The sequence below is a fragment of the bacterium genome (assembly GCA_036524115.1).
Classification (GTDB): domain Bacteria; phylum JAUVQV01; class JAUVQV01; order JAUVQV01; family DATDCY01; genus DATDCY01.
On record DATDCY010000117.1, the window covers coordinates 1 to 24,724 of the forward strand.

General features: G+C 70.9%; 23 protein-coding genes. 7 read left to right on the plus strand and 16 right to left on the minus strand.

Annotated elements, in window-relative coordinates; genetic code table 11:
* Positions 1-229: 229 nt before the first annotated feature.
* Entirely contained in the window at positions 230-1,033 is an 804-nt protein-coding gene (locus VI078_05235; GenBank protein ID HEY5998690.1) for a patatin-like phospholipase family protein, read from the minus strand.
* A 79-nt stretch (positions 1,034-1,112) separates the two neighbouring features.
* On the opposite strand from VI078_05235, the gene VI078_05240 reads away from it, so the two are divergent.
* Positions 1,113-1,463, plus strand: a complete 351-nt coding sequence (locus tag VI078_05240) for a response regulator (protein HEY5998691.1) — start codon at positions 1,113-1,115, stop codon at positions 1,461-1,463.
* Between the two features lie 10 nt (positions 1,464-1,473).
* Here the strand turns inward: VI078_05240 and VI078_05245 are convergent, their stop codons facing one another.
* On the minus strand, positions 1,474-2,595 hold the full coding sequence (locus tag VI078_05245) for a tetratricopeptide repeat protein (GenBank protein ID HEY5998692.1): 1,122 nt from the start codon (positions 2,593-2,595) through the stop codon (positions 1,474-1,476).
* A 258-nt stretch (positions 2,596-2,853) separates the two neighbouring features.
* Here VI078_05245 and VI078_05250 point away from each other — a divergent pair, with 258 nt between their 5' ends.
* From VI078_05250 to VI078_05260, 3 genes are all read left to right on the plus strand, one after another.
* On the plus strand, positions 2,854-3,417 hold the full coding sequence (locus VI078_05250; protein HEY5998693.1) for a late competence development ComFB family protein: 564 nt from the start codon (positions 2,854-2,856) through the stop codon (positions 3,415-3,417).
* 90 nt (positions 3,418-3,507) lie between these two features.
* A complete protein-coding gene (locus VI078_05255) occupies positions 3,508-4,161 on the plus strand; it encodes a hypothetical protein (protein ID HEY5998694.1) in 654 nt (217 codons plus the stop codon).
* A gap of 234 nt (positions 4,162-4,395) precedes the next feature.
* On the plus strand, positions 4,396-5,811 hold the full coding sequence (locus VI078_05260) for a hypothetical protein (protein ID HEY5998695.1): 1,416 nt from the start codon (positions 4,396-4,398) through the stop codon (positions 5,809-5,811).
* Here VI078_05260 and VI078_05265 read toward each other — a convergent pair.
* From VI078_05265 to VI078_05295, 7 genes are all read right to left on the minus strand, one after another.
* The gene (locus VI078_05265; GenBank protein HEY5998696.1) at positions 5,808-8,222 is read right to left on the minus strand and encodes a response regulator; all 2,415 of its coding nucleotides are present in this window, start codon (positions 8,220-8,222) and stop codon (positions 5,808-5,810) included. The genes VI078_05260 and VI078_05265 overlap by 4 nt on opposite strands.
* Positions 8,223-8,377: 155 nt before the next feature.
* Positions 8,378-8,623, minus strand: coding sequence for a DUF2007 domain-containing protein (locus tag VI078_05270; GenBank protein HEY5998697.1), 246 nt, complete (start codon positions 8,621-8,623; stop codon positions 8,378-8,380).
* A gap of 71 nt (positions 8,624-8,694) precedes the next feature.
* Positions 8,695-9,465 carry an HPP family protein gene (locus VI078_05275; GenBank protein ID HEY5998698.1) on the minus strand — a complete coding sequence of 257 codons (771 nt, stop codon included), beginning with the start codon at positions 9,463-9,465 and terminating at the stop codon, positions 8,695-8,697.
* Entirely contained in the window at positions 9,462-9,698 is a 237-nt protein-coding gene (locus VI078_05280; protein ID HEY5998699.1) for a DUF1858 domain-containing protein, read from the minus strand. The genes VI078_05275 and VI078_05280 overlap by 4 nt, the downstream gene beginning before the upstream one ends.
* Positions 9,699-9,802: 104 nt before the next feature.
* Positions 9,803-10,615 (minus strand): hypothetical protein, encoded by an 813-nt coding sequence (locus VI078_05285; GenBank protein HEY5998700.1) that lies wholly within the window; start codon positions 10,613-10,615, stop codon positions 9,803-9,805.
* Positions 10,600-11,535: an ABC transporter ATP-binding protein gene (locus VI078_05290; protein HEY5998701.1), complete on the minus strand. Its 936-nt coding sequence runs from the start codon at positions 11,533-11,535 to the stop codon at positions 10,600-10,602. The genes VI078_05285 and VI078_05290 overlap by 16 nt, the downstream gene beginning before the upstream one ends.
* Positions 11,536-11,592: 57 nt before the next feature.
* A complete protein-coding gene (locus VI078_05295) occupies positions 11,593-12,234 on the minus strand; it encodes a DUF6448 family protein (GenBank protein ID HEY5998702.1) in 642 nt (213 codons plus the stop codon).
* A gap of 166 nt (positions 12,235-12,400) precedes the next feature.
* On the opposite strand from VI078_05295, the gene VI078_05300 reads away from it, so the two are divergent.
* Positions 12,401-13,324 (plus strand): CopD family protein, encoded by a 924-nt coding sequence (locus tag VI078_05300; protein ID HEY5998703.1) that lies wholly within the window; start codon positions 12,401-12,403, stop codon positions 13,322-13,324.
* Between the two features lie 70 nt (positions 13,325-13,394).
* Here the strand turns inward: VI078_05300 and VI078_05305 are convergent, their stop codons facing one another.
* From VI078_05305 to VI078_05315, 3 genes are all read right to left on the minus strand, one after another.
* The gene (locus VI078_05305; protein HEY5998704.1) at positions 13,395-13,910 is read right to left on the minus strand and encodes a chemotaxis protein CheW; all 516 of its coding nucleotides are present in this window, start codon (positions 13,908-13,910) and stop codon (positions 13,395-13,397) included.
* A gap of 11 nt (positions 13,911-13,921) precedes the next feature.
* On the minus strand, positions 13,922-15,658 hold the full coding sequence (locus tag VI078_05310) for a methyl-accepting chemotaxis protein (GenBank protein ID HEY5998705.1): 1,737 nt from the start codon (positions 15,656-15,658) through the stop codon (positions 13,922-13,924).
* A 512-nt stretch (positions 15,659-16,170) separates the two neighbouring features.
* Entirely contained in the window at positions 16,171-17,589 is a 1,419-nt protein-coding gene (locus VI078_05315) for a DUF438 domain-containing protein (GenBank protein ID HEY5998706.1), read from the minus strand.
* Positions 17,590-17,682: 93 nt separating this feature from the next.
* Here VI078_05315 and VI078_05320 point away from each other — a divergent pair, with 93 nt between their 5' ends.
* Both VI078_05320 and VI078_05325 read left to right on the plus strand, forming a co-directional pair.
* Positions 17,683-18,981, plus strand: a complete 1,299-nt coding sequence (locus VI078_05320) for a DUF362 domain-containing protein (GenBank protein ID HEY5998707.1) — start codon at positions 17,683-17,685, stop codon at positions 18,979-18,981.
* A gap of 49 nt (positions 18,982-19,030) precedes the next feature.
* Positions 19,031-19,822 carry a hypothetical protein gene (locus VI078_05325; GenBank protein ID HEY5998708.1) on the plus strand — a complete coding sequence of 264 codons (792 nt, stop codon included), beginning with the start codon at positions 19,031-19,033 and terminating at the stop codon, positions 19,820-19,822.
* A gap of 15 nt (positions 19,823-19,837) precedes the next feature.
* Here VI078_05325 and VI078_05330 read toward each other — a convergent pair whose 3' ends face one another.
* The 4 genes from VI078_05330 to VI078_05345 form a co-directional block, all read right to left on the minus strand.
* The gene (locus tag VI078_05330; protein ID HEY5998709.1) at positions 19,838-22,177 is read right to left on the minus strand and encodes an ATP-binding protein; all 2,340 of its coding nucleotides are present in this window, start codon (positions 22,175-22,177) and stop codon (positions 19,838-19,840) included.
* Between the two features lie 26 nt (positions 22,178-22,203).
* Positions 22,204-23,292, minus strand: coding sequence for a DUF2786 domain-containing protein (locus tag VI078_05335; protein ID HEY5998710.1), 1,089 nt, complete (start codon positions 23,290-23,292; stop codon positions 22,204-22,206).
* Positions 23,293-23,558: 266 nt separating this feature from the next.
* Entirely contained in the window at positions 23,559-24,233 is a 675-nt protein-coding gene (locus VI078_05340) for a tetratricopeptide repeat protein (GenBank protein HEY5998711.1), read from the minus strand.
* Positions 24,234-24,318: 85 nt separating this feature from the next.
* The coding region (locus tag VI078_05345) for an RHS repeat-associated core domain-containing protein (GenBank protein ID HEY5998712.1) at positions 24,319-24,724 on the minus strand (406 nt) is incomplete at its 5' end.

A 24,724-nucleotide genomic window follows, 5' to 3' on the forward strand; every position in this document is an offset into this window, starting at 1 on the left:
GTCACCGAGCGTCCAGCGCGGCGGCGCGGCGGCCGGCGCCGCCGGTGCGCTCTGCGCCGCCGGCATGCCCGGCGCAGGGGAGGCTTCCCCGGCCCGGGCCGGGCCCGACGCAAGGACGCCCAGGGAAAGCCAGATCGCTGCGGCGCACACGCCTGCATGCCGTCTCATCGCAGTCTTTTCACCTCTTTCCTGATGCAGTCGCGTCATGCTACTCCGTGGCATCGGGCTGTCAAGCGCGCCCGCCCGCGGCGAGCAGCGCCCTGATCGCCGGCAACGCGTCGCGCGCGGCGGCGCGCCCCCGGCGCAGCAGCTCCTCGCCCTGCGAAAAGTCGTGCAGCGCGATGCCCTGCGCGTCGACGCTCACGACGACGTCGGCGAGGGCCGCCTCCTCCCGCGCCGTGCGGCCGGTCCAGAGCATGGCGAGATGGCGCGCCACGTGCGCCGCGCTGTCGAGACGCAGCGGCTCCGTGCCGCGGACGTTCACGTCGACCGCAACCGCAGCCGCCGGCCCGCCGGTCGCGCCGAGGAGCTCGCGCAGGGCCCGCACGGGCAGCTGGCTCGCGATGCCGCCGTCAACGAGCAGGCGCCCCGCCAGCGACACCGGCTCGAGGAGCACCGGCACGCTGCAACTGGCGAGGACGGCCCGCACGAGGTCGCCTTCCGCGAGGTCGACCCGCTCACCCGTCGCCAGGTCGGCGGCGACCGCCACGAAGGGCAACCGCAGCTCGGCGAACGTGCGCGCCGGGAGCGTCCGCAGAAGGAAGCGCTCGAGTCCCTCGCCGGGCAGGAGCCCGGCATGCGGCACCCCGACGGCCAGCAGGTCCGGCCAGCGGATCTCGAGCGCCTGCCGCGCTATCTCGGCAGGCGGCACCCCGGCCGCAAACAGCGCGCCGACGACGGCCCCGGCGCTCGTCCCGGCGACGCCCCGGACGGGGACGTCCTCACCGGCGAGCACCTCCAGCACGCCCGCATGCGCGATCCCGCGGGCCGCGCCCCCGGAGAGCGCAAGCCCGATGCCGCCCGGCGATGCCAACCTTAGGTCCTCCTTCGTCCGAGGATAACCGTCGAAATCACTCTGGTCAGGATGCCTCATCTTCGTGTATTCTCAAAGAATGAAGAAGAAGCTGTTGGTTGCGGAGGACGAACGGGACCTGCTCACCATATACCGCATGATGCTCGGCGACGCCTACGAGGTGATCGAGGCGCAGAACGGCGCCGAAGCCATCGAACTCTGGCAGCGCTGCCGGCCGGACCTCATCCTCATGGACATCCAGATGCCCGTCATGAGCGGCGATGCGGCCATCCGCGAGATCCTCAAGGCCGACCCGGCGGCGAGGATCCTGGCCGTGACCGCCTATCGCTACACCCGCGAGGAGCTGGGTGTGCCCGTCCTGCGCAAGGGCTTCGCGTCCTCGGAGTTCATCGCCGCCGTGGAGTCCGCGCTCCAGGGCGAAGCCGCCTGACGTCCGCGCCCTAGCGCGCCCCGAGGAGGATCTCCACCGCACGGCGGTAATCCGCCGTCGCTGCCGCCGCGTCCCCCGACAGCTCGCGGCACTCCGCGCGGCCCGCGTACACGGCCGCGTCCCGCGGGTTCAGCTCCAGCGCCTGGTCGAAGAGCCCGAGCGCCTCCTGCGGGCGGCCGCGGCGCGCCAGGGCGAGCGCGTGGCCGGTGACCGCCGGCGTGAATGCGGGGTCGAGGCTGCGCGCCTTCGCCAGCACGGTCTCCGCCTCCTGCAGCTGGTTCGCCCGCAGCAGCGCCTCGCCGAGACCGCTCAGCGCGGAGACGTCCGCCGCGTCGATGGCGACGGCCGCGCGGAACAGCTCCTGCGCCTGCGCGAGATCGCGCCCGCCGGCCTGCTGCAGCAGGATGTGCCCGAGCAGCGTCCGCGGGGCGGCCCAGGCCGTGTCGGTCTCAGCCGCCGCCTCGAAGAGCGCCCGCGCCTTGGCGTCGTTGCCCTGGCGCATGAACGAGCGCCCGAGGTTGTAGTTCAGCAGCGCCTTGTGGACGGGGGCGTGCCGCGCAACGGCCGGCTGCTCGGCCGGCTTGCGGATGCCGAGGGCGATCTCGACCTGCTCGCGCAGCGCGTCCTGGACGCTGCGCGACCAGCCCGCGGCGTCCCAGAGCAGGACCCCCCTGGCGTCGAGCAGGGCGAACGACGGGTTGGCCACGACGCCCATCCCCGAACAGGCGGCGAAGCCCGGGTCGAGCGCCACCGGCACCCGGATGCCCAGGTCGGCGACCGTCTTCTCGATGGCGGCACGGTCCTGGAGCCCGACGTCCGGGCGGTTGACGTTGACGGCAACGACGCGCAGCCCGGCGCCGCCATGGCGCTCCACGATTGCCTGGGCCTCGCGCAGCGCGGGCTCCGACTTGGGGCTCCACGTGGCCCAGAAGACCAGCAGCGAGGCAGGCGCCTCCTTGAGCGAGGCGAGCGTGATCTCCTTGTCGTCCAGGGTCTTGAGCGTGAAGTCCGCCGCCTCCATCCCGGGCTTGAGGTACTTGAAGGCGGCAGCCACCGGCTGCGCGAGCACGAGAGACGCCGCGAGCACCGCAAGCACGACGGGACCGTGCACGAACGCTGCAGGATGGACCATCTCGCTCCTCCCCCGGGGGCCCCCCCTTTACCAAACAGAATATAGACTTACTGGATTTATTCCGCAATCGCGCGAATGCGCTCCAGCCCGCACGGGGTAGCTATTTTCCGCACCACTCCCGGTCCCCTTGTGCGCTATCGCACAATTTCCTTACAGTGTCGGAGGACGAAGCCGACAAACACTTTTACAATGATGCGCATTATCAATGTGTTGCATATGTATACGCACGGAGCACGTTCCTTGCATATTAATCGCCGAATGAAACTCGCAAACGCGATGGAGCAGGCGGTGCGCGCGCACCTCAACCTGCTGCGGGAGCGCTCCGGCGACGGCGACGAGGCCTGTTGGTGCCCCCTCTGCCGCGCCGACATGATGGCGCTCGCCCTCAGCTCGCTGCCGCCCCGCTATGCGACCCGCCGTCCCGCCGGGGCACTACCTGACCCGGACGATGGCATCGCCGAGCAGGTCGCCGAGGCCGTGCGGAAGGTCGGACGCTTCCCCAAGCACGAGGCTGGCGTCGCGGTGACCGCGGGAGAGGCGGTCTGGGTGGTCAACTTCCCGCTCGAGGAGAGCTTCCGTGCCGTGGACGCGATGGTCCGCTCCCGGGACGACGTGTGCGACTGCTGGAACTGCCGCTGCGACATGGTCGCCTTCGCACTCAACCGCTACCCCTCGCGCTACGGGGTGGAGCACCTGGGCGCCACGCACCTGCTCGAGAAGGACCGCGACCAGATGCGCGCCGAGCTCGCCTCGTTCCTCGACCTGTCCCTGCGGGTCGTCGCCGCCGTCCCGCGGCACGAGTTCTCCACCGCCACGATCTGAAGCGCCCGCGCGTCACGCGCGGATCGGGGCGTTGCCGTCGGGTGCGCCGCTGCGGCACAATGCCGCCATGATGCCGCTTGGGACGCAGCGATGAGCGCGCCCTCCCCTGCCGGGCCCGCCACACACTACGAACTTTTCGCCGGCCTGCGCGACGCCGGCGTCACGTACCTCGCCACCGGCGCCGTCGCGCTCGTGCTGCACGGGGTGCCGCGGCTGACGGGCGACGTCGACCTGGCCGTCGCCCCGGACGCGACGAACCTGGCGCGCCTTGAGCGGCTGCTCGCCGCCTGGGGGTACGGGGAGGCGGCGCTGGAGGCGGGAGCGGACGGCGTCCCGATCCGCCGCTTCCGGCACCCAGCGTCCGCGCTGGCGGAGATCGACGCCGTGCTTCCATCGGCGACGGCCTTCGAGGACCTGCGGGTGCGGGCGGCGGGCGCCCACCTGGTCGACCTGGAGATCCCGCTGGTCGGGGCTGACGACCTGCTCGCGCTCTGCGAGGCGAGGGGGACGGAGACCGGGATCGCCGACGCCGCGGGGCTGCGGCTGCTGGCTGCGCTGCGCGCCGGGGGCGACGCCGTCGGCGACGAGACGCGCAGCGAGCAGGTCCGCAAGTTCTCGCGCTGGTCGGCCGCCGCGCGCCTCGACTGGCTGCTCGCGGCCGCGCGCCTCGCGAAGGGACTGTCGCCGGAGGCGCGGCCCCTCACCCGCGGCCTCAAGCGCCGCCACTGGTACCCGAACCGCTGATACGGGGCCATCGGCGCCTGGCCAAGCCGGATGGACAGCGGAGCCTGCTGGCAGGCGCCTCCATATGGGGGGCGCACCGCCCCCCCTGTGGCGCGGCATTCGCCGCTGTCACCCCCCCTTGTGGTAAGTCGCCGGTCTTTGCGCTGACCCGTCTGAGCGGCCTCGAAGGAACAGGCGGCTCTCGCCGCTGTCCCCCCCTATGAGCATCGGCAGGTTACTGGGTATCATGAGCGCATGAGAATTGTCGCTGCGCTCGCAGTCCCCATCGGCGCCCTCTTTCTCCAACTCGCGGGCGCGGACGTCTTCGCGGCGGGCGCGGCAACAACCGCGGCGGCGAAGGCTCCCGGGAGCGTGCGCCTCAACTGGATCACGCACTGGAAGGGCGAGGACCTGCGGGAGCGGCTCGTGCACGAGATCCGCCGCGACTTCGAGTTCCTGCACCCCGAGGTGAGCGTAAACATGGTCTTCGACGCGGACCTCCCCGGGAACGACCCCGACCACAAGCGTCGCGCCGCGCAGGCCATCCTCGACATGGTCCGGACGGGGAAGATCGACTGGGACGTCGTCTACCTCGACGTCGGCGTCTACGAGTTCGTGGCGGCGCAGCTCAAGGACCCCCGGTGGGCGGCGCGCCACCTCGTCGACTTCACGGGCGTGCCCGGCTTCCTCTCCTCCGAGGAGGACTTCATCGTCAACGACTCGCGGTACAAGGAGCGCATGGGGGGGATCTTCACGGGACCGTACACCGAGAGCTACTTCTACAGCCTCTGGTACAACACGGAGGTCGCGAAGAAGACGGGCGTTCCCGTGAAGGAGCGCGGCATGAGCTTCGACGACCTCGTCGGGTGCGCGCGACTGCTGCAGCGCTACAACCGCGAGCACGGCACCGCGATCACGCTCTTCAAGCTCAGCGCGGGCAACCGCCTCGACTGTCTCTTCGAGGGGATGTTCCGCTCCCAGTTCGAGAGCTTCGCGGAGGGTGTGGCTCCCGTGTTCACGAAGGCGAAGGCCCAGGCCCTGCTCGCGACGCTTCAGGCGTTCGAGCGGCTCGCGCCCTACCAGCCGGCCGTCAACGCGGGCTGGCGGGACCTGCCGATCGAAGCCTGGCGGCGCGACATGATCGTCGACGACGATGCCCTCTTCATGGTGAGCGGGACCTTCATGTACAGCCACTTCCGGGGCGTCGACGTCTCGCGCGCGGAGCGGATGCACCCCGCCGAGAGCCCCGCGCTGGGGCCGGCGAAGGTCCTCGTCGGCGACTACACGCCGCAGTTCGCCGTCATGAAAGACAGCCCGCACCGCGACGTCGCCGTCGAGTTCCTCATGTCGTGGGCGACGCCCAAGAACGCCGAGCGCTGGGTGCGGTACACCAAGAACCTCACCGGCGTGAAGGGCTACCTCTCGGACGCGACCTCCCGGCAGGTCGACGCCTTCGGCGACGTGTACGAGCGCTTCCTGATCGACATGCAGCAGAAGTACCGCGGCACGCCGGTCGTCAACCTGCGCAGCCCGACCTACGTCTTCGGCGAGCGCAGCCCCATCACCGTCGTCGAGCTGCGCGAGAAGCTCGCGCAGATCCTGGAGGGACGGCTCACGGCACAGCAGTACTACGAGGACGTGCTGCGCCGGGTCGGCCAACCGGCCCGCTAGCCGGCCGCGCCGTCCTCTCCCGCAAGCTCGCCGCGTACCGCCGCGCCGAGGTCCGCGAGCCCGAAGGGCTTCTTCAGGAAGCGGCCGGCGCCCAGCAGCCGCGCCTCGGCGTAGTCGGCGCTCTGGGCGTAGCCGCTGCAGATCAGCGCCTTCTGGCCGGGGCGGATCTTGACGATCTCGCGATACGTCTCGCAGCCGTTCATCCCCGGCGGCATGAGCATGTCGAGCAGCACGAGGTCCGCGGTCCGCTCCCGCAGCCAGGCGATCGCCTCTTCGCCCGAGGAGACCGTTTCCACGGTGTAGCCGAGGGCGATCAGCATCCGCCGCGCGAGGTCCCGCAGGCCCCGCTCGTCGTCGACCACGAGGATCCTGCCGGTCCCGCGCGCCAGCGCCGACGCCGACGGCGCCGACGCCGCGCGCGCGGCGACGGCGCGCACGACCGCGGGCAGGAGCACCGTGAACGAGGCGCCGCTCGCCCCGCTGTCGACGGTGACCGACCCGCCGTGCTCCTGGACGGTGTTCGAGACGACGGTGAGCCCCAGCCCGGTGCCGCTGCGGCCGAGGACCTTCTTCGTGTAGAACGGCTCGAAGACCCGCGCCAGCTCGCCTGCGGGGATTCCCGGGCCGGTGTCGTCGACCCGCAGGGACACGTAGGCCCCGGGCGGCACGCCGGCTGCCGACGACGTCTCGGCCGTCACCGCCCTGTTCGCGAGCGCCATCCTCACCTCGCCCCTGCCCGGGATCGCCTCGAAAGCGTTCATCACCAGGTTCATCACCACCTTCTGGATGTGGACGAGCGAACAGCGGACCAGCCTGAGGCCCGGGGCGGGCGGGCAGGCCAGCCGCACTCCCGGGTGACGCGCCGCCAGCGCCTGGTGCTCCGGCGACTGCAGGTAGCGCGACACCAGCTGGGCGAGGTCGCACTCCTCGACGGCGTACGCCGCGCCGCGGGCGAGCGTCAGCAGGTCGGCGACGACGGCCGCAGCCCGCGTGCCGGACTCCCGGATCGCCTCGACGATCTCCCGCAGAGGGCTGTCCGCGGGCAGGTCCATCAGCAGCAGCTCGGGGTAGCCGACAAGCCCGGAGAGGATGTTGTTCAGGTCGTGGGCGACCCCCGCCGCCATGGTGCCCATGGCGGCGAGCTTCTCGCTGCGGACCAGCTTCGCCTGCGCCGCATCGAGCTGGCTCACCGTCTCCACGAGCTGCCGGTTCTTCCCCTCGAGCGCGGCGAGCAGCCCGGAGACCTCGGCGTGCGCCACCTCGGCCGCCCGGCGCTCGATCTCGGCGGCCTCGCGCCGGCGCCGTTCCGAGATGTCGGTGACGCTGCACTCGACGCTGCCCCCGCCACCGTCGGTGCCCGGGATCATGCGCCCCGAGAGCGACGCCCAGAGGACGGTCCCGTCGACGCGCAACAAGCGGGCCTCGAAGTCGCGCACCTCGCCCCTCTCGCGAAGCGTCGCATGGAACTCCTCGTGCCGCGCGAGGTCCGCCCAGCGTGCTTCCGGCGGCGCGCTGAAGAAGCGCGCCAGCACCTCGGGCGTCGACCCGCAGCCGAGCATGCGCGCCAGCGCCGGGTTCGCGGCCAGCAGCCTGCCGTCGCCCGCGAGCTGGAAGATCCCCTCCACGGCGTTGTCGAAGAGGTCGCGATACTCCTTCTCCGCGCGGTGCAGCGCCACCAGGTGCGCCTCGATCCGCTCGATCATGGCGTCGACGCTCTGCATCAGCCGCCCGAGCTGGTCGGGCGTCACCGGGCCGCCGACGCGGGCGGCGTAGCTGCCGGCACGCACGTCGTCGAGGACCGCCACGGTCCGGTCGATCCGGGGCACGAAGAGGCGCTGCACCCAGAATCCGGTGATCACCAGCGTGAGCGCCACCGCGAACGCGGAACCCGCCACGTAGAGCAGGAGCGCCCGGTCCGCGCGCGCGGCGACGCCGGCCGCGTCGATCCTCAGGTAGAGCTGGCCGATGTCGTCACCCCCGGACCGAAGGGGCGCGAGCAGCGCCAGATGGTGCGCCCCGCCGGCGTCGACGGCCCAGGTCCGTCCCCCGCCGGGCGTCTCGGACCCGGCGGTGGCGGGAACGAACTCCGCGGCCGGGCGTCCGATCTTCGCCGGGTCCGAGGCGAAGAAGACGTCGCCCGTCCTTCGCGCGACGAACGCGTCGACGACCGGCTCGTGGACGATCCCCTCGAGGGCGCGCAGGTCCGCGGCGACGTCGAAGTTCAGCGCCATCTGGGACATCAGGGCGGCGGGGACGGCCATCTTCTCGGCGACCTGGCGGTCGAGCTCGCGCCGGTAGCCGTGCAGGAAGAACGTGCCGAGAACGGCGAGCAGCAGGACCTCGCTGGCGCAGACGAACAGGATGATCTTCGCGGTGAGATTCGCGCGGATTCTCGCGGCAAGCGGTCCCATCGAGCCGATCCAGTCCCCTTCTTTAAGCAGCCCCAAGCGAACGGAAGGCCCCCCCGCGCGGTCGCGCGGGCGGGCGGCGGCCGCAGGATGCCAAGGAATCCCGTCTAATTCAACCGGAATGCCGCGGGCACGACGCCGGATGCGCGGCGCGCGCGTCAGGACGGGGGCGGCTCGTCCTCGTCGAGCGTGGCCGGTTCTTCCGCGAGGAGCGCCCGGGCCCGGGCCTCGTCCCCGGCGGGGACCTGCAGCCGCACGCCCTTGACCAGCCCGTAGCCGAACAGGCCGCCCATCCCCTCGTCGGCGAGGACGGCCTCGATCCCCGCCGCCTCGAGCCGGCTGCGCGCCACCTGCGCGTCGACCCGGTCAAGGAAGCGCTCGATCGTCACCAGTTCGTCGTCCATGGTCGCCTCCGCGCCGCGGCCCGCAGCGTGCGCCGCCGCCCCGAGTATACGCCCGCGTGCGGCCGGCACGCTTACCACCAGTACTCGGGGTAGCGACGTCGCGGGGCCAGGTTGTTCACGGCGAGCGCGACCGCCAGCAGCACGAGCGCCCCGGCGCCGGCGGGAACCAGCGCGTAGAGAAAACCGAGGTCGTGAATTCCCCGCCCCCCGATGACGGCGATGAGCGCGGTCGCGCCGCCCGGCGGGTGCAGGGTGCGCGTGGCGAGCATCCCGGCGATGGCCAGCGAGACCCCGAGCGCCGCGGCCACCCAGAGGTGGTCGCCGAAGAGCCGCCAGCAGGCGACGCCGACGAGGGCGCTGACGACGTGCCCGCCCACGAGGTTTCGCGGCTGGGCAAGCGGACTGCGGATCGCCGCGTAGACCAGGACCGCCGAGGCGCCGAAGGAGCCGATGAGCAGCGTCGACGCCCGCGGCTCGAAGAACGCCGCGGAGAGCAGGCCGCAGAGGGCGATGCCGAGCGCGGCGCCGAGCCACGACCAGGCGATCTCCCGCGGCCCCTCGCCGGGCGGCGCGTGGCCGCCCCCGCGCATCTTCGCGAAGAAGCCGGGGCTCGGCGCGGCCGCGGGCGGCGCGGCGGGGACGGGGGCGAGCACGGGGACGGCGGGCGTCACCGCAGCCTCCAGCCGCGCCACGGCGTTGGCCTTGGCGCGCCGGCAGATCTCCTGAAGGTCCTCCGGCGTGACGTCGACGAACGACTCCATGCTGCGCATCGCCAGCTCGAGGTCCTCGTCGGTGAAGGCCACGCACGCCGTGTCGGCGGGGACGACGGCGACGGCGCTCATCTGCCCGCTCCCCCGCCCCCGGCGTTCAACTCCCGCAACAACGCCTCGAGGTCGAGACCGTGGTTGCGGGCCGCCATCCCCACGGTCACGGGCAGGCCCTTGACCAGCTCGCGGTGGGCCGGGTCCGCCAGGGGGGTGAGCCCTGCGCGCACCAGGATCCCGACGGCCTCGGGCCGGCGGGCCAGCAGGTCCGCGACGCGGGTCTCGGCCGTGACGGTGTCGTGCGTCTCCATGATCGATCCTCCTTCGTTCCTGCCGGCGAACCGCCACCGGCCCGCACTCATTCTCGGCCACGCGGCCGCACCCCGCCTTGACGCAGGTCAACGCTCCGCGGGGATCAGAGGTCCCGCCGCAGGAAGATCACGAGCGCAAGGACGGTCCCCGCCGCGCCCCCGGCGGCGAGCGCGGCAAGGTGCGTCCAGTCGAGCGGCCGGCCCAGCAGCAGGTCCACGGCGCGGTAGTAGTGGAAGGGGGAGAGCCGCGCGATCGTCCGCGCCGGCTCCCAGGCGCGCGCGAGGTAGTCGACGAGGAAGAGCGCCAGCGCCGCGATCCCGGCGATCGACCCGGCGGCGGCGCGGCGGCGCGATGCGGCGCCGACGGCGAGCGCCAGGCCGCCGACGCACGCAAGCAGGGCCCAGAGGTTCGCGGCCAGGGACGCCACGAGGCGGGTCTCGGGCAGCGGCGCGCCGGCCGGAGCCAGCCAGCGCAGCCCCGCCGCCGTGCCGGCCCCCATCGCGAGCAGGACCAGCGCCGGCAGCAGCACGACCAGCGCCGCAGACCGCGCGATGAGCGCCACGCGCGGCACGGGACGCACGAGCGCGAGGTCGAGGAACCGCGTCTCGATCTCCCCGGCCGGCTCGGTGGCGACGGCGATCACCAGCGCGCAGAGAGCGGCGACCACCGCCGGGTGGAAGTAGCCGAAGCTCGCGACGCCGGCGAAGGACAGGAACGCGGGCAGGGCCTCGCCCGCGAGCTGCCGGAAGAACGGCGGCAGGAACGGCGGAAGACCCGTGAACCCCGCGCTCAGGTAGAGCGTCCGGGCGAGGCCGACGAAGAGCACCTGGAAGAGCGCGAGCACGAGCGCCAGCCCGGCGAGGAGCCAGCGCAGCCGCCCGAGGGAGTGCCGCAGCAGCGTCAGCGCGCCGTGCACGACCCCTCCCCGCCGCCGCTCTCGCGGTAATAGCCGAGGACGACATCCTCGAGCGCCGGCTCCTCGACGCGCAGGTCCGCGACGGGCAGGCCCTCGAGCCGTCCGAGAAGGGGGCCGAGGGGCCCGCGGACGCACAGCGACCAGGCGCGCGCGCCGCGCGCGGTCAGCTCGACGCCCGGCGGCAGGGGCACGGCCGGCGCGCCGACGTCGGCGGCGAACGAGACTTCCGCGCGGCGCGGCGCCAGTCGCCGCACCTCCGCCACCGGTGCCGCGAGCACGAGACGCCCCTCGCGCAGCAGGCCGACGCGGTCGCAGGCGCGCTCGACCTCGCGCAGCACGTGCGACGACATGAAGACGGTGCGGCCGCGGCCGCGCTCCTCCGCGACCAGGTCGTGGAAGGCCGCCTGCATCAGCGGGTCAAGGCCCTCGGTCGGCTCGTCGAGGATCAGCAGCGGCGGGTCCGCCTGGAACGCCTGGACGAGCCCCAGCTTGCGCTTCATCCCGGCGCTGTACTCGCGCAGCCGGCGCCCGAGGTCGGCGGCCCCCAGCGCGAAGCGCTCGAGCAACGCCTGCTGGCGGCGCGGCTCGACGCGGGCCGCGCCGAGCCGATCGAGAAGGTCGAGCACCTGCCGCCCCGTGAGGTCGCCGTAGTACTGCACCTCGCCGGGGAGGTAGCCGACTGCGGCGCGCACCGCCAGGCTCTCCGCCCGGCAGTCGTGCCCGAAGACCGCCGCCGTGCCTGACGTCGCGCGCAGCAGGTCGAGGAGGATGCGGATCGTGGTGGTCTTGCCCGCGCCGTTCGGCCCGAGGAAACCGAAGACCTCGCCCTCGCGCACCTCGAGCGTCAGGTCCTGTATCGCGGCGGCGCGGCCGTAGCGCTTGGTCAGGCCGCGGAGCGCGATCGCCGGCCGGTCGCCCATGCTGCTCTCCGTGCCGATGAGGGGGGGCGCCGGCGGCGGCGCCCCCCGAACGAAAGCCTAGTGCCCGTGGTGCGCCGGCGCAGCCGCTTCGGTTGCCTCGGCCGCCTCGCCGCCGGCGTGGTGCGACGGCGGGTGCTCCGCGGCCTGGTAGATCCGCTCGCCGTAGTGGATGAAGTCGACGTAGGCGGCGACGTACGCCCGCCCGTACTCGACGCCGTGCTCGGCGTGCTTCTTCTTCTCGGCAGTCTGCTCGAAGCGGTGGCGGATGCCGTGCTCGACCGCGTCGCCCACCAGCTTCACGAGCGGCCCGACGTCGCCCGTGGTCAGCGCCTTGTCAGCCAGCGCGATCGTCTCCTCCTCGGTGCCGCCCGACTTGAGGCCGGTGTACGGCGCCCCTTCGCTCGCCCGGTGGACGCGCACCAGTGTCTCGAAGAACCAGGTGTCGGCGAGTTCCTGCGCCTCCTTCCCGCCCTTGCGCACCGCCAGCGTCTTCTGGAAGGCCTCGCGGATCTCCGCCTCACCCGCGGCCGGGACCCACTTGAGCACGGGCGTGATCTCCGCCTTGGCGAGCGCCGCCTTGGCGTCGACGACCACCGGCCCCTCCAGCGTGTCGCAGTGACCCCACGCCAACGGCGGTATGGCCAGCGCCAGCGTAAGGAGCAGGCCCGCTGCTGCGATCGACAGTCTCGTGGTTTCCATGTCCGTTCCTCCTCTGCCACCCACCGGCGGCCCTCGTTGCACGACGGCAAACCCGCGACCTGAACAATAAGGTAGGCGAGACGGGCGATTCCGCCATTGACCTGCGTCAAGGGCGGGGATTTCCTCCCGCGCCGCTCCCTGCTAGATTTGTCCAAGGGAGGAGATGATGCGTCCTGGACACCCCTTCAGCTGGCTGGCGGCCGCCGTGCTGCTGCTGGCCCTTGCCGCGCCGGCCGCGGCGACGCCGGAGTTCGCCGAGAAGACCGGCCAGGGCTGCCTGACCTGCCACCGCGACCCGGAGGGTGGCGGGGCCCTGACGGAGACGGGCCTGCGGTTTGCGGCGGCGGGATACCGATGGCCTCCGACGGGCGGCTACCGGGTGCTCGGCGGCCTGCGCCGCGGCGTGCGGCTGTTCGTCGGCCTCGCGCACATCGTCGCCGCGTTCCTCTGGTTCGGCACGATCCTCTACGTCCACCTCATGCTGCGACCGGCGTACGCGTCCAAGGGACTGCCGCGCGGCGAAGTCATCCTGGGACTCGTGTCGATGGGGGTCGTCGGGGTCACGGGCGTGCTCCTGACGGCGTCGCGGATCGCCGGGCTGGCGGTGCTCGTCGACAGCCCCTGGGGCCGGGTTCTCGCCGCCAAGATCGCGGTGTACCTCGTCATGGTCGGGTCGGCGGCCACCGCGGTCTTCTTCATCGGGCCGCGGCTCAAGCGCATGCAGGGCAAGGCGATCGCGCCGGCCGACGGGATCCACGACCCGGCGACACTCGCGGCCTTCGACGGCGGCGAGGGGCGCCCGGCCCGCGTCGCCGTCGCGGGCGTCGTCTACGACGTCTCGGCGCTGCCGCGCTGGCGCGGCGGCGCCCACATGAAGCACGCCGCGGGGCGCGACCTGACCGCCGACATCGGGCGGGCGCCGCACGACGCGTCGCTGCTGGAGCGGGCGCAGCGCGTCGGCACGTTCGACGCCTCGCGCGCACCGAGGAAGACACCGGCGCAGAAGGCCTTCTACGTCGTCGCCTACCTGAACCTCACCCTCGTCTTCCTTGTCCTCTTCCTCCTCGCCTGGTGGCGCTGGGGCCTTTAGCGCCCCCTATGGCGCGGCTTGCGCCGCTGTCACCCCGAAGGAAGGCAACGCTTGTCCCTCGAGACCGCCCTCAGGCGCGGCCAGAGCCTTCGCAAACACCCTCGGCCCCCGCGCCCTGTACGGTCGCCAATTCTTCGCCCGAGAAGACCCGGTCCGCGTCGAGGATGATCAGGAAGTGCTCGTCGCGCTTGCCCATTCCGCGTATGAAATCGGCTTGGATGCTCGCCCCGAGGCGCGGCGGGGGCTCGATCTGCCCAGGCTCCAGATCGACCACCTCCTGCACCGAGTCGACGAGCGCGCCCAGCAGCGTGCGCCCGCCGCCGATCGCCACCTCCGCAATGATGATGCAGGCGTTCAGGGTGCGCTCGGCCGCGACCATGCCGAACTTGAGCCTCAGGTCCACCACGGGCACCACGCTGCCGCGCAGGTTGATCACCCCGCGCATGAACTCCGGCATCCGTGGCACCCGGGTGATCTGGGTGTAGTCCAGCACTTCCCGCACCTGGGAGATCTCCAGCGCAAAGACCTCCTCGCCCAGCCGAAAGGTCAGGTACTGCTCAGTCGCCTCCACCGCCGTCGATGCCATCGCCCGGCTCCCTAGTGCCTCTCGAACTCGGCGTCTTCGGCGTCCTTGCCGGCGCGGCCCATGTCCAGCGCCACGCCGCTGGTGCCCGCCCCCCCCGCAGCCGTCCTCGGCGCGCCCGTCGCCGTCGCCGCCGTCGCCGCCGGCGCATGGCGCAACGCCGCCCGCTGCATCGTCGGCACGGCTTTGGTACCCAGGTGCGCCACTCGCGTCTTCTTGAACGAGGGCGTCGCCTCCGCCGTGCCCTGCCTTGAACCGTCCACCGTGAAGAACGCTATGATCGACTGAAGCTCCTGCGCCTGGCTGGAGAGCTCCTGGGCCGTCGAGCTCATCTCCTCAGCCGCGCCCGCGTTCTGCTGCACCACTTCGTCGAGGCGCTGGATCGCCTTGTTCACCTGCCCGGCGCCTTCGTTCTGCTCCCTGCTCGAGCCGTTGATCTCAAGCACCAGCTCGGCCGTGCGCTGAATGTCGGGCACCAGCTTGGCCAACATCGTCCCCGCCTGCTCGGCAACCTGCACGCTCGTGCCCGAGAGCTTGCTGATCTCGCCCGCAGCCGCCTGGGCGCGCTCCGCCAGCTTGCGCACCTCACTCGCCACCACCGCGAAGCCTCGTCCGTGCTCTCCCGCCCGAGCCGCCTCGATCGCCGCGTTCAAGGCCAGGAGGTTCGTCTGCCGCGCGATCTCCTCGATGATCGTGATCTTGCCGGCGATCTCCTTCATCGCCGCCACGGTCTCCGCGACCGCCTTGCCGCCCTCGCGCGCGTCCTCGGCCGCCTTCTGCGCGATCTTTTCGGTCTGCTGCGCGTTGTCCGCGTTCTGCTGGATGTTCGCGACCATCTGCTCCATCGAGGCCGAGACCTCTTCCACCGACCCCGCCTGCTCGCTCGAGCCCCGGCTCATTTCCTCGGCGCTCGAGCGCAGTTCCTGTGAACCCGTCGCCACACTGTCGGAGGCCCGCTTCACGTCGCTCACGACATCGGTCAACTTCTTGATCATCGTTGACATGGACGCCAGCATCATGCCGGTCTCGTCCCCGCCGGAGGCGGCGACGCTGACGGTCAAGTCCCCGTCCGCGAGAAGCCCGGCAACCCGCATCCCCTCGCTCACCGGTCTCGTAATGCTCTTGGTGATGATCACGCTGATGGCCAGGCCGGCAAGAAGCGTAATGGCGATGAGAATGAACATCGACACCTTGTTCCGCTGCGCCCGAACCATCGTTCTATTGAGCCGATCTTCGCCGTCCTTCTGCTGATAGGCTATTTGCTGTTCGAATGCCTTCACCGTGGCGGCCCCGAACGGGGTCGTTGTCTGCGCACGCCACTCTTTCGCCTCTTCGATCCTGCCTTCCCCGTAGAGTTGAAACCACTTCGGCCGCGCCTGGATGTACTTGCCGTAGGCATCTCTCAGCTCGCCCAGCGCTTTCTTCTCATCCGCGGTCATCGCCTTCTGTTCGTACGCTTTCAGATTTTCTTCGATGACCTTGTACCAGGTCCCCTCATCGGCGACGATCTTCGCCCGGGCCTCCGGCGTTCCGACCATGAATTGCGGGAAGCCGTAGCGCAACTGCCAGAGGGCATTCTGCGCCGCCGAAAGGTGGACCGCTGCCTGCACGTTGTCTCGATACAGATCGGTGTATTCCTTCGAGTAGTCTACGGTATTCCTCAGGCTGACCAACCCCACGATCACTATCAAGAACAGAACGACCCCGAACCCCGCCGTCAACCTCCATCCAATCTTCAGGTTCTTGAGCATGGTCCGCATCCCCCCGCCTCTCCCAATGGCCCCAGCGCGACCAACCTTAAGACCTGATATAAGGCAGGGCGATGCTCTACACAACCCAATTTTGTCAGGTTGCGCCTTCTGTAGACGGTGCGCCGGTTGCCCGTTTCCCCCCTCGTCGGCTGCCCGGGCCGGATGGGTCGTTCGAGCCGGGCCTGCGCGAGCGCCATTTCGCGTCCTGGCAAGGCAGCCCGGGCTGCCCCGTCACAGGCTGCACTGGCCGATGGGGCGCGGAACTTTTCTTCCTAAAGGGGCAGCCGGTGCCGAATGCTGTTCGAGCCGGGCCTGCGGGAGCGCCATTTCGCGTCCTGGCAAGGCCACCCGGGCAATACGGGAATACGCTGCACTGGCCGATGGGGCGCGGTATTTTTCGGCCTGACAAGAAAGCGGAGATGGGCGTGCGGAGGCGGGCTGGTGCCCGCCGCACAAACAGCCCTCTCCGCGACGCAGTCAGGGCGGAAAAGGCCCGCGCCAGCGGCTAGTGCTTACTTGTCCCAGTCCAGCAGTCTGCGTTCGCCGTCGAGGGCGCGGATGCCGGTGACATCCTGGCTGACCTCGAGACAGCCCTTGTACGCCCCAGCCGCGTCGCGCACCGCGAAGTAGCGGATGTGCAGGAAGCGCCCGCGCATCTGGATCCAGAACTCCGCGGTGTCCTTGTGGCCGGCCTTGAACTCCGAGAGGATCCGCTCGACGGTCGCCACGCTCTTGGGCGGGTGGCAGTTCTGCACGCGCCGGCCGATGACCCCCGGCGAGCGCGGGAAGATCCGCTCCGGCGTCGCGGAGTAGTAGAGCACCTCGTCGTTCTCGTTGACGAACGAGAGGTCCACCGGCAGGTGCGTCAGCATCAGGTTGAGCTGCTCGGCGGTCAGCGACCCGGTGTCGAGGCTGATGCTCCCGGCGTGCCGCGCCAGGTACTCCGCGGGCGCACCCGTCCCAGCCGCATGCCAGGGCTGCTCGGGCGTAAGGCCCCAGGCGAAGCCGATCTCGCCCTCGCCGGCGGCGACCTTGCCCCACTCCTCCTCGCTGAGCAGCTCGAGGGCCATCGGGAAGAGGATGTGCTCCTCCTTGTAGACCATGTCGCGCACCTGGGCCGCGACGAACTTCAGCCGGTCGGCGGGGAGCTTCTTCTCCGCGGCGGCCACCCGCGCGTCCTTGAGCAGGATGCGGATGTCGTCGTGCACCGCCCACATCACCTTGCTCGGCCCGGCGACGCCCTTGGCCTCGAGCACCGGGAAGAGCTGGTTCTCCTTGCGCAGGTAGTGGCGGTCGACCTCGGCGAGGCGCCCGAGCAGCTCCGAGACGCGCGCGGTCTCGGCGTTGGGGTCGGCGATCGCCTCGAGAGCGGCGGCGATGCGCTCCACCTCGCGGTTCTCGCGCATGAGCGTGTGCACGGGGTGCCCCGCCGGCAGGCCGGGGACCGCCTTCTGGTCGAGCGACTCCTTGAAGACCTCGACGTGCACGGAGCAGAGGCGCTTGACCTCGTCCTCGGGAAGCCCCTCCTTCATGAGGGACTGCTCCATCCTGCCGATCTCCCAGGGGGCGACGTCCTTGATCAGCTCGCGAAAGCGCTCCTTGGCGGCGCCGACGTCCCCGCCGTCGTGCAGCTGGCGGATGATGCCCTTGAGCGTCTCCTGGCGGGCGTCGGCCGTCTCGCGCTCCCCCGCGACGCCCGGGCGGGCGCCGGTGCGCCGCTCGATCTCGTCCGCGAGCGCCGCGAGCAGCTCGGGCAGCTTGGCGCCGCCCATGACCGCGGCCTTGGAGAGGGTCGCGAAGCGTCCGACGGTCTTCCACATCAGGGGGTTGTCCAGCGCCTTGAAGTGCGGGTTGTAGGCGATCAGGAACTCCTTCATGAACGGGTAGGCGGCGAGGAAGTCCTTGAGTTTCGTGTCCGGCCCGAGCACCATCTGCGTCCCCTCCCTGGGTGGTTGCCTCCAAGATAGGTCTGGCCGGCGCGCCGCGCATTGACTCGCGTCAAGTCGCGACATACCATGCGCCGCGTGAAGAAGAGTGTCGTCGCGATCCTCCGCACCTCCCCGGCCACGGTCCTGGAGGACTACCACCGGCTGATGAACCTCGCCGGCTACCGGGACGTCATCGCCCGGGAAGCCGACACCGCCCTCAAGATCAACATCAGCTGGCACTTCTTCTACCCGGGCAGCTCCACGACGCCCTGGCAGCTCGACGGGGTGATCCGCGCCATGAAGCGCGACGGCTACGACCCGGCGCTGATCCACGCCTGCCACAACCGCACCGTCGTCATCGACGCGCATCTCGGCGAGCGCGAGAACAAGCAGCTCGCGGTCGTCGAGAACCACGGGCTGCGCAACATCCACCTCTACGAAGGCGACGTGGCGTGGGTCAACGTCCGCGACGCCGTCGGGGACCTCGCCGACAAGTTCCTCTGCCTCAACCAGGTCTACCCGCAGGGGTTCATGATCCCGAAGCGCTTCATCGGCGAGAACATCATCCACCTGCCGACGGTGAAGACGCACGTCTTCACGACGACCACCGGCGCGATGAAGAACGCCTTCGGCGGGCTGCTCAACGAGCACCGGCACTGGACGCACCCGGTGATCCACGAGACGCTCGTCGACCTGCTGATGATCCAGAAGAAGATCCACCGCGGCATCTTCGCGGTGATGGACGGGACCTTCGCCGGCGACGGGCCCGGCCCGCGCTGCATGGTGCCGCATGTCAAGAACGTGCTGCTGGCCTCGGCCGACCAGGTGGCGATCGACGCGGTGGCGGCCAAGCTCATGGGCTTCGAGCCGCTGCGCGACCTGAAGTTCGTGCGCCTCGCCCACGAGGCGGGCCTCGGCTGCGGCGACCCGCGCGAGATCCAGATCGTCGGCGACGCGGACGCGGCGCGCGAGAACTGGCACTTCGTCGGCCCCTTCGAGAAGATGACCTTTGCCAGCCGCATGCAGCACAAGATCTACTGGGGGCCGCTCAAGCGCCCGGTCGAGTGGTCGCTCAAGACGTTCCTGGCGCCCTGGGCCTACGCGGCGAGCGTCGTCTACCACGACTCCTTCTGGTACCCGACGCACCAGCGGCGCGTGCACGACATCCTGCACAGCGACTGGGGACGGCTCTTCCACCACTGGGAGCAGAAGCAGCTCCCGCCCGCCGACCTGGCGACGCCCGGCTGGGCCGACCCGGGGCCGGATCCGGCCGAGCTGCGCCCCGAGGGGCTGCGCCTGTTCCGCCAGTCGCTCGGCATCCTCGGCACCTGCCTGCGGGAGGCGCCCGAAATCTCCGCGCGCCGCCGGCGAAAGGCTGCAGCCGCGCGAGGCTGATATAATCCGTTCCCGGAATTCCGGGGGAACATCGCAGGAGGCACGGACCGTGGCGCATGACCCGACCGCCGCCGAGACCGCGTGGATCGACGCCTCCTCCGATCCCGCCAAGGCCGCGCGCTTCGTGCAGATCGGCGCCGCCTTCAACCTCCTCGACGTCGGGCTGCTGGCGCCGCTGCTGGCCGGGCCGTGCTCCTACGGCTCGCAGTCCGTCCTCGAGGAGCTACGCGGTGCGGCCGCCGTCACGGCATACTTCACCGAGAAGTTCGACGCCCTGCGCGGCGCCGGCGCCGAGCACCTCGTGACCGCGGAGCTGGCCGCCGACCCCGGCGGACGCCCCTGCACGCTGCTGCGCCAGCGCGCCAGCGCCTACGGCCGCCCCGGCCTCGGCACGATCGCCGGCTACCACCGGATCTCCCTGACGCCGGACGGCCGGATCGCCCAGCTCTTCCTCGTGACGTCGGTGCCGCCGCCCGGCGAGTGCCGCGGCGCGGGGTTCTTCCCCGGTCTCACGGAGGAGCAGGTGCGCCAGGCGCGCGAGCACGAGGGCGAGCGCATCCCGCTGAGCCGCGAGGTGACGATCACCCTGTTCGCGATGCCGCGGGTGAGTGCCTGCGACGAGATGGCGCGGGACCTCCAGGCGCTGGCGCCCGACTTCGCGCCGGCGCGGTTCCGCCTGGTCACGCCGAAGGACCGCGAGGCCTGCATCGAGCACGGCGTGACCGGCTTCCCGACGCTGCTGGTGACCTGGCGCGGCGCGACCGTGCGCGTGCTGGACGGGTACCACAGCAACGAGCGCGTGCGGGCGGCCCTCGCCGATCTGTTCCAGGCGCCGGAGTGACGCCGGAGCCGCGCCCTACCCCAGGACCTCGCGCACCTTCGCCGCGAACTCGGCCAGGCCGAAGGGCTTCTTGAGCAGCGTCTCGGTGCCGGTCCACCGCGGCCGCGCGTCGAAGGCCCCGGCCGCGTAGCCCGAGATGAACAGGCGCCGCGCCCGCGGCCGGATCCCGGCGATCCGCTCGGCGAGCGCCAGACCGTCCATGCCCGGCATCACCATGTCCGTCACCAGCAGGTGGATCTCGCCGGCGTGGGTCTCGGCGAGGCGGACGGCTTCCTCGGGCGAGGCGGCGTCGAGCACGGTGTACCCGAGGGTGCGGAGGAGCTCGGCGACCACCACGCGCACCGAGGCCTCGTCCTCGGCGAGCAGCACGGTCTCCGTTCCGCCCGCGAGCCGCCCGCCGGCCGCCGTGGCGGGGGCGCCGGCGTCGGGGGCCTTCGACCGCGGCAGGTAGATCGAGAAGACGGCGCCGCGGCCCGGCTCGCTCGTGACGTCGACGATGCCGCCGCTCTGGGTCACGATGCCGTAGACGATCGAGAGCCCGAGCCCCGTGCCCTCGCCGACGGCCTTCGTCGTGAAGAAGGGCTCGAAGACGTGGGCGAGCGCCTCGCTCGTCATGCCGCAGCCGTCGTCGCTCACGCGCAGCAGGACGTAGTCGCCGGGAGCGCAGCCGGCCCGCGCCCCGCAGAACGCCTCGTCGAGGACGACGTTGCGCGTCTCGATGCCGATCCTCCCGCTCCCCGCGATGGCGTCCCTCGCGTTGACGCAGAGATTCGCCATGATCTGGTCGACCTGCGTCGGGTCCATGTGGACGCGCCACAGCCCGGGCCCCGGGTCGAATGCGACCTCGATCTCCTCGCCGATGAGCCGGCGCACCATCTTGAGCATCCCGTCGATCGTCGCGTTCAGATCCAGCACCCGCGGGGCGCCGGTCTGCTTGCGCGCGAACATCAGCAGCTGGCGCGTCAGCTCCGCCGACCGCTCGGCCGCCCTCTGGATGTCGCAGAGCCTGTCCCGCAGGCTTCCGCCCGCCGGCGCCTGGAGCAACGCCAGGTGGACGCACCCCGTGATCGTCTGCAGCATGTTGTTGAAGTCGTGGGCGACCCCGCCGGCGAGCCTGCCGACGGACTCGAGCTTCTGCGCCTGCCGCAGCTGCGACTCGAGCAGCGCGCGCTGCTCCTCCTCCCGCTTGCGCGCGGTCATGTCCCGGGTCAGCCCGAGGACCGCCTCGACCTCGCCGGCGGCGTTGCGCAGCGGCACCGCCCGCGTCTCCATCCACCGGCGCGTGCCCTTGAGCCCGGTCATCGCGAACTCGAGCGAGCCGCTCCCGCCCGCGAGGACCTGCTCGGTCAGCGCCGCGAACGCCGCGCGGTGCTCGGGAACGACGAGGGACTGCGCCGGCTTCCCGAGGACGTCCTCCAGCCGCTCGGCCTCGAGCATCGCGAGCCCCGCCGGGTTCATGTAGGTCAGGAACCCGCCGGGCCCGAGGGTCTTCACGCACTCCGGCTCGTTCTCGATGATCGAGCGGGTGAAGCCCAGGTTCCGCACCAGCGCGCGCTCGGCCGTCTCGCGCTCGACGATGCGCTTGCGGACGAACGGCGCACCGGCGAGCAGCCCCACGACCCCGATCGCCCAGACCAGGCCGAAGTGCCTGACCTCGGCGACGAGGTGCTCGCGCGTCACGCCCGCGAAGGCCGACATCGGGATCGCGACGCTCAGCCCGCCGCGCAGATCCCCCACGCGGTAGCCCTGGGCGGCATGGCACTTGAGGCAGGGCGGGTCGACGCGCAGCGGCTGCATCAGCCGGTAGCACGGCTCTCCGTCGAGCTCCGTGATCTCCCCGAACTCGGTCGCGCCCTGCTCGAAGGCCGCGAGCGCCTTCCGCTCCCAGGCGTCGGGAGCGTTTTCCCCCCGCAGGGGCCTGGTGCTGGTGATGTGGGCCCAGATCCCCCGGGACCGCCCCATCTCGTTGACCTGCCGGGTCATGTACGCCGGGTTCACGAGCGTCAGCTTCTTTCCCGACGGGGTGACCAGGTCCCGCTCCGTGACGGACGCCAGCAGGGGGTTCGGCGGCGTTGTCTCGTCGGAGGGGACGTAGACCCCGCCGTGGCCCGCCACCCACTGACGGTACAGGACGTCCTTCTGCATCCCCTCGGCGGCCTCGATCCGGGCGAGGTGCGCGATGTTCTGCCGGGCCTCGCGAAGGTGGTATCCGAGCGAGCCGGCGCTGATGACAGTCCAGCCGAGGATGACGAGGGCGACCACGCGGTTGAATTCCGCGACGCTCGATGGGCGCAGAGCGCCCCCGCTCGGATCAGGAAGCCGCTCCAGCATCCCCCCTCCCCAGATCGTGCCCACTTTCACATTCTGACCAATTGGCGCGGTCAGCGCAACAGCCGGCGCGGGCCGGCCGGCGTTTCGATCCCCTCGCGGATGACCAGCCGCTCGCCGGCGCGCACGCCGTCGCGGTGCACGCGCGGGTCGACGCGCCCGCCGCCGCGCCGGATCGTCGTGCGCCGCGGATAGCGCGCGGCGAGGTAACGCTCGAGGCGCGGATCGACGCCCGTCCGCACGACCGCCTCGCCCACACCCGGGCTCTTCCCCGAGCGCTCGAGCTTCCCGCGGAACCCCTCGATCGCGCCGCAGGCAAAGTCCGTCCGCCGCCGTGCGCCGAGCCGCCGGCCGCGGTTGTAGCGCTCCCACTCCGCGTCGATGTGGCGGCGCACGAAGTCGTACGCGTAGCCGGCGAGGCGCACCTGCGCCGGCGCGCCGCTGAGCTCCAGCACGGTGCCCATCCGGGCGCGGCCGCGCACCCACGCCGGCACCCAGATGCCGTAGACCTCCCAGGCGCTGGTCACCAGCGAGGCCAGCAGGTACGCGTCGCGGCCGTGGCGCAGCGCCGGCTCCCCCGCGAAGACGCTGACGAAGCCGCGCTCCTCGCCCCGCGGGTCGACCTCGTGGCGCCGCGCGTACTCCCGCGCCCGCAGCAGCGCCAGCTCCGCCTCGTGGCGGTTGCGACTGGAGGCGAGCGCGAGCAGCTTGCGCACCCGCGCGAGCACCGCGGCGCGCGCCGGGTCGGTCTCGCCGGCGACGCGGTCGGCAAGCGACACGAACTCACCCGAGGCGGCCGGATCGGCGCCGAGCAGGCGGCAGGCCTCGCGGAACGTCGGGCCGTGCGCGGTCTCGCCGCGGCCGCCGAGCGCCTCGTCGGCGACCTGGTGCGCCGCCTCGTGGCGCAGCAGCTCGCGCACCTCGTCCCAGCCGCGCGCGAGGGCAAACCCGCGGCTGACGCGGATCTCGCGGCGCGCCGCATCCCACGCGCCGAGCCTTCCTGCGGCGTCGCTGAGCGCGAAGTGCGGCGGTCGCAGCCGCCCGCGCAGCGGCCGCGGCAGCCGCGACACGACCTCCTCCCACTCGGCGGCAAGGCCGAGGAGGATGTCGCGGTCGAGGTCGGGACCCGCCGCGGCGCTCACCCCGTCGCCTGCTCCGCGCCCGGCTCGAGACGAACGCCGAGGATGGTGTTGAGCGGTTTCACGGGCGGGGAGCGTACGCCTATTCCGCGCCCGACGCACCCCTTGATTTTCGCCTCCAGAGCTCGTAGGGCGGCACGCTCCACGCGGGGCGGTACTCGGCGAGGATCGCGCGGTCGAGGACGTCCGCACCGCCCGGCGAGTCTGGCTCAGACTGGCAGCTAAGCGGGGGGAAGGTCAATCCGTCAGCAGGAAGTATCGCTCTCCAATTACCTTCTTCTAAGCTCCTCGATCTTCTCGTCGGCCCATTTCCTTGTTCCCACGTCTTCCATCTCTCCGCTTAACATCGCCACCCTCCTCCATTCTTCCACGGCGTCTTCACAACCATGACCGTTCTTCCTGCATTCCTCTGAGAGGACTTCCGCATAGTCTATTCGAATTACCAAGTTCTTCGGCTCGAGGCTGACGGCTTTCGCATAGAGCTGCGTTGCGCGCTCGAATTTCTTCTCGACGATGAGTGGGCCACGGTAGTAGAGAGAGCCGAGATAGGCCAAAGCAAAGACGTCCTTGTCGTCAATAGCGAGAGCTTTCTGAAGCGCCTGCTCAGCGTCTGCTGACCTTCCAACCTGGCTAAGTGAAAAACCGAGCATCGCGAGCGCTTTCGCGTGAGAGGGATCCAGGGAGACGGCCTGCTCCAGTTCTGCCACGGCCTCCGTGAACCGGCCTGCCAAGGCGTAGCTCCTTCCGAGTTCATAGCGCAATCCCGAATCGGAGGGATCTTGGAGACTCCTCCTTCTCAGCGCTGCGATTTGCGATCCAATACGCTCAAGCGTTACTGGATCACGGTCGGGCATAAGAAGCGTACCTGCACCCCCAGCTTCTTGAGCCACACATACGTGCAAACTCATCAACAGCAACAAAGAAGGCACTAGCAGGGCGATCACCAACCAACCTCTCTTTGAGCCGAGTAAGCGCTATCTTCCCAAACAATGTCTGCTTCCGCGTTAACTTGCTTTGATGCCTGATTCATCACTCACCACCGGGATAGTCACGAGGATCTATCGGCTCCGCCAAACCACTATATTCACGACAACCTGCTGGGATGGGAGGGCGCGGCTCGAGGCAGTTGTAATATCGTCTATAGGGACGCCCATTGCAGATGATGTGCATGTAGCATGCATCCCTCGGTTTCGGGGGCTTCTCGGGGCAAACACCGTAGAGCCCAAGTGGATCGATGAAGTTCACGGGGTCCGACGTCGTGTAGGCGTACAGGTTCTTCCCGCCGGCAAAGTCAATCGGGTCCTTCGCCACGAACCGCCCCAACTCCGGCGAATAGTCGCGGTGGCCGAACCGCACGAGCCCCGTGTCCCTGTCATGCAGCCCACCCGCAAACCCAAACGGCACCGTGAGCCCCGGATTCGTGTCCGCGATGATG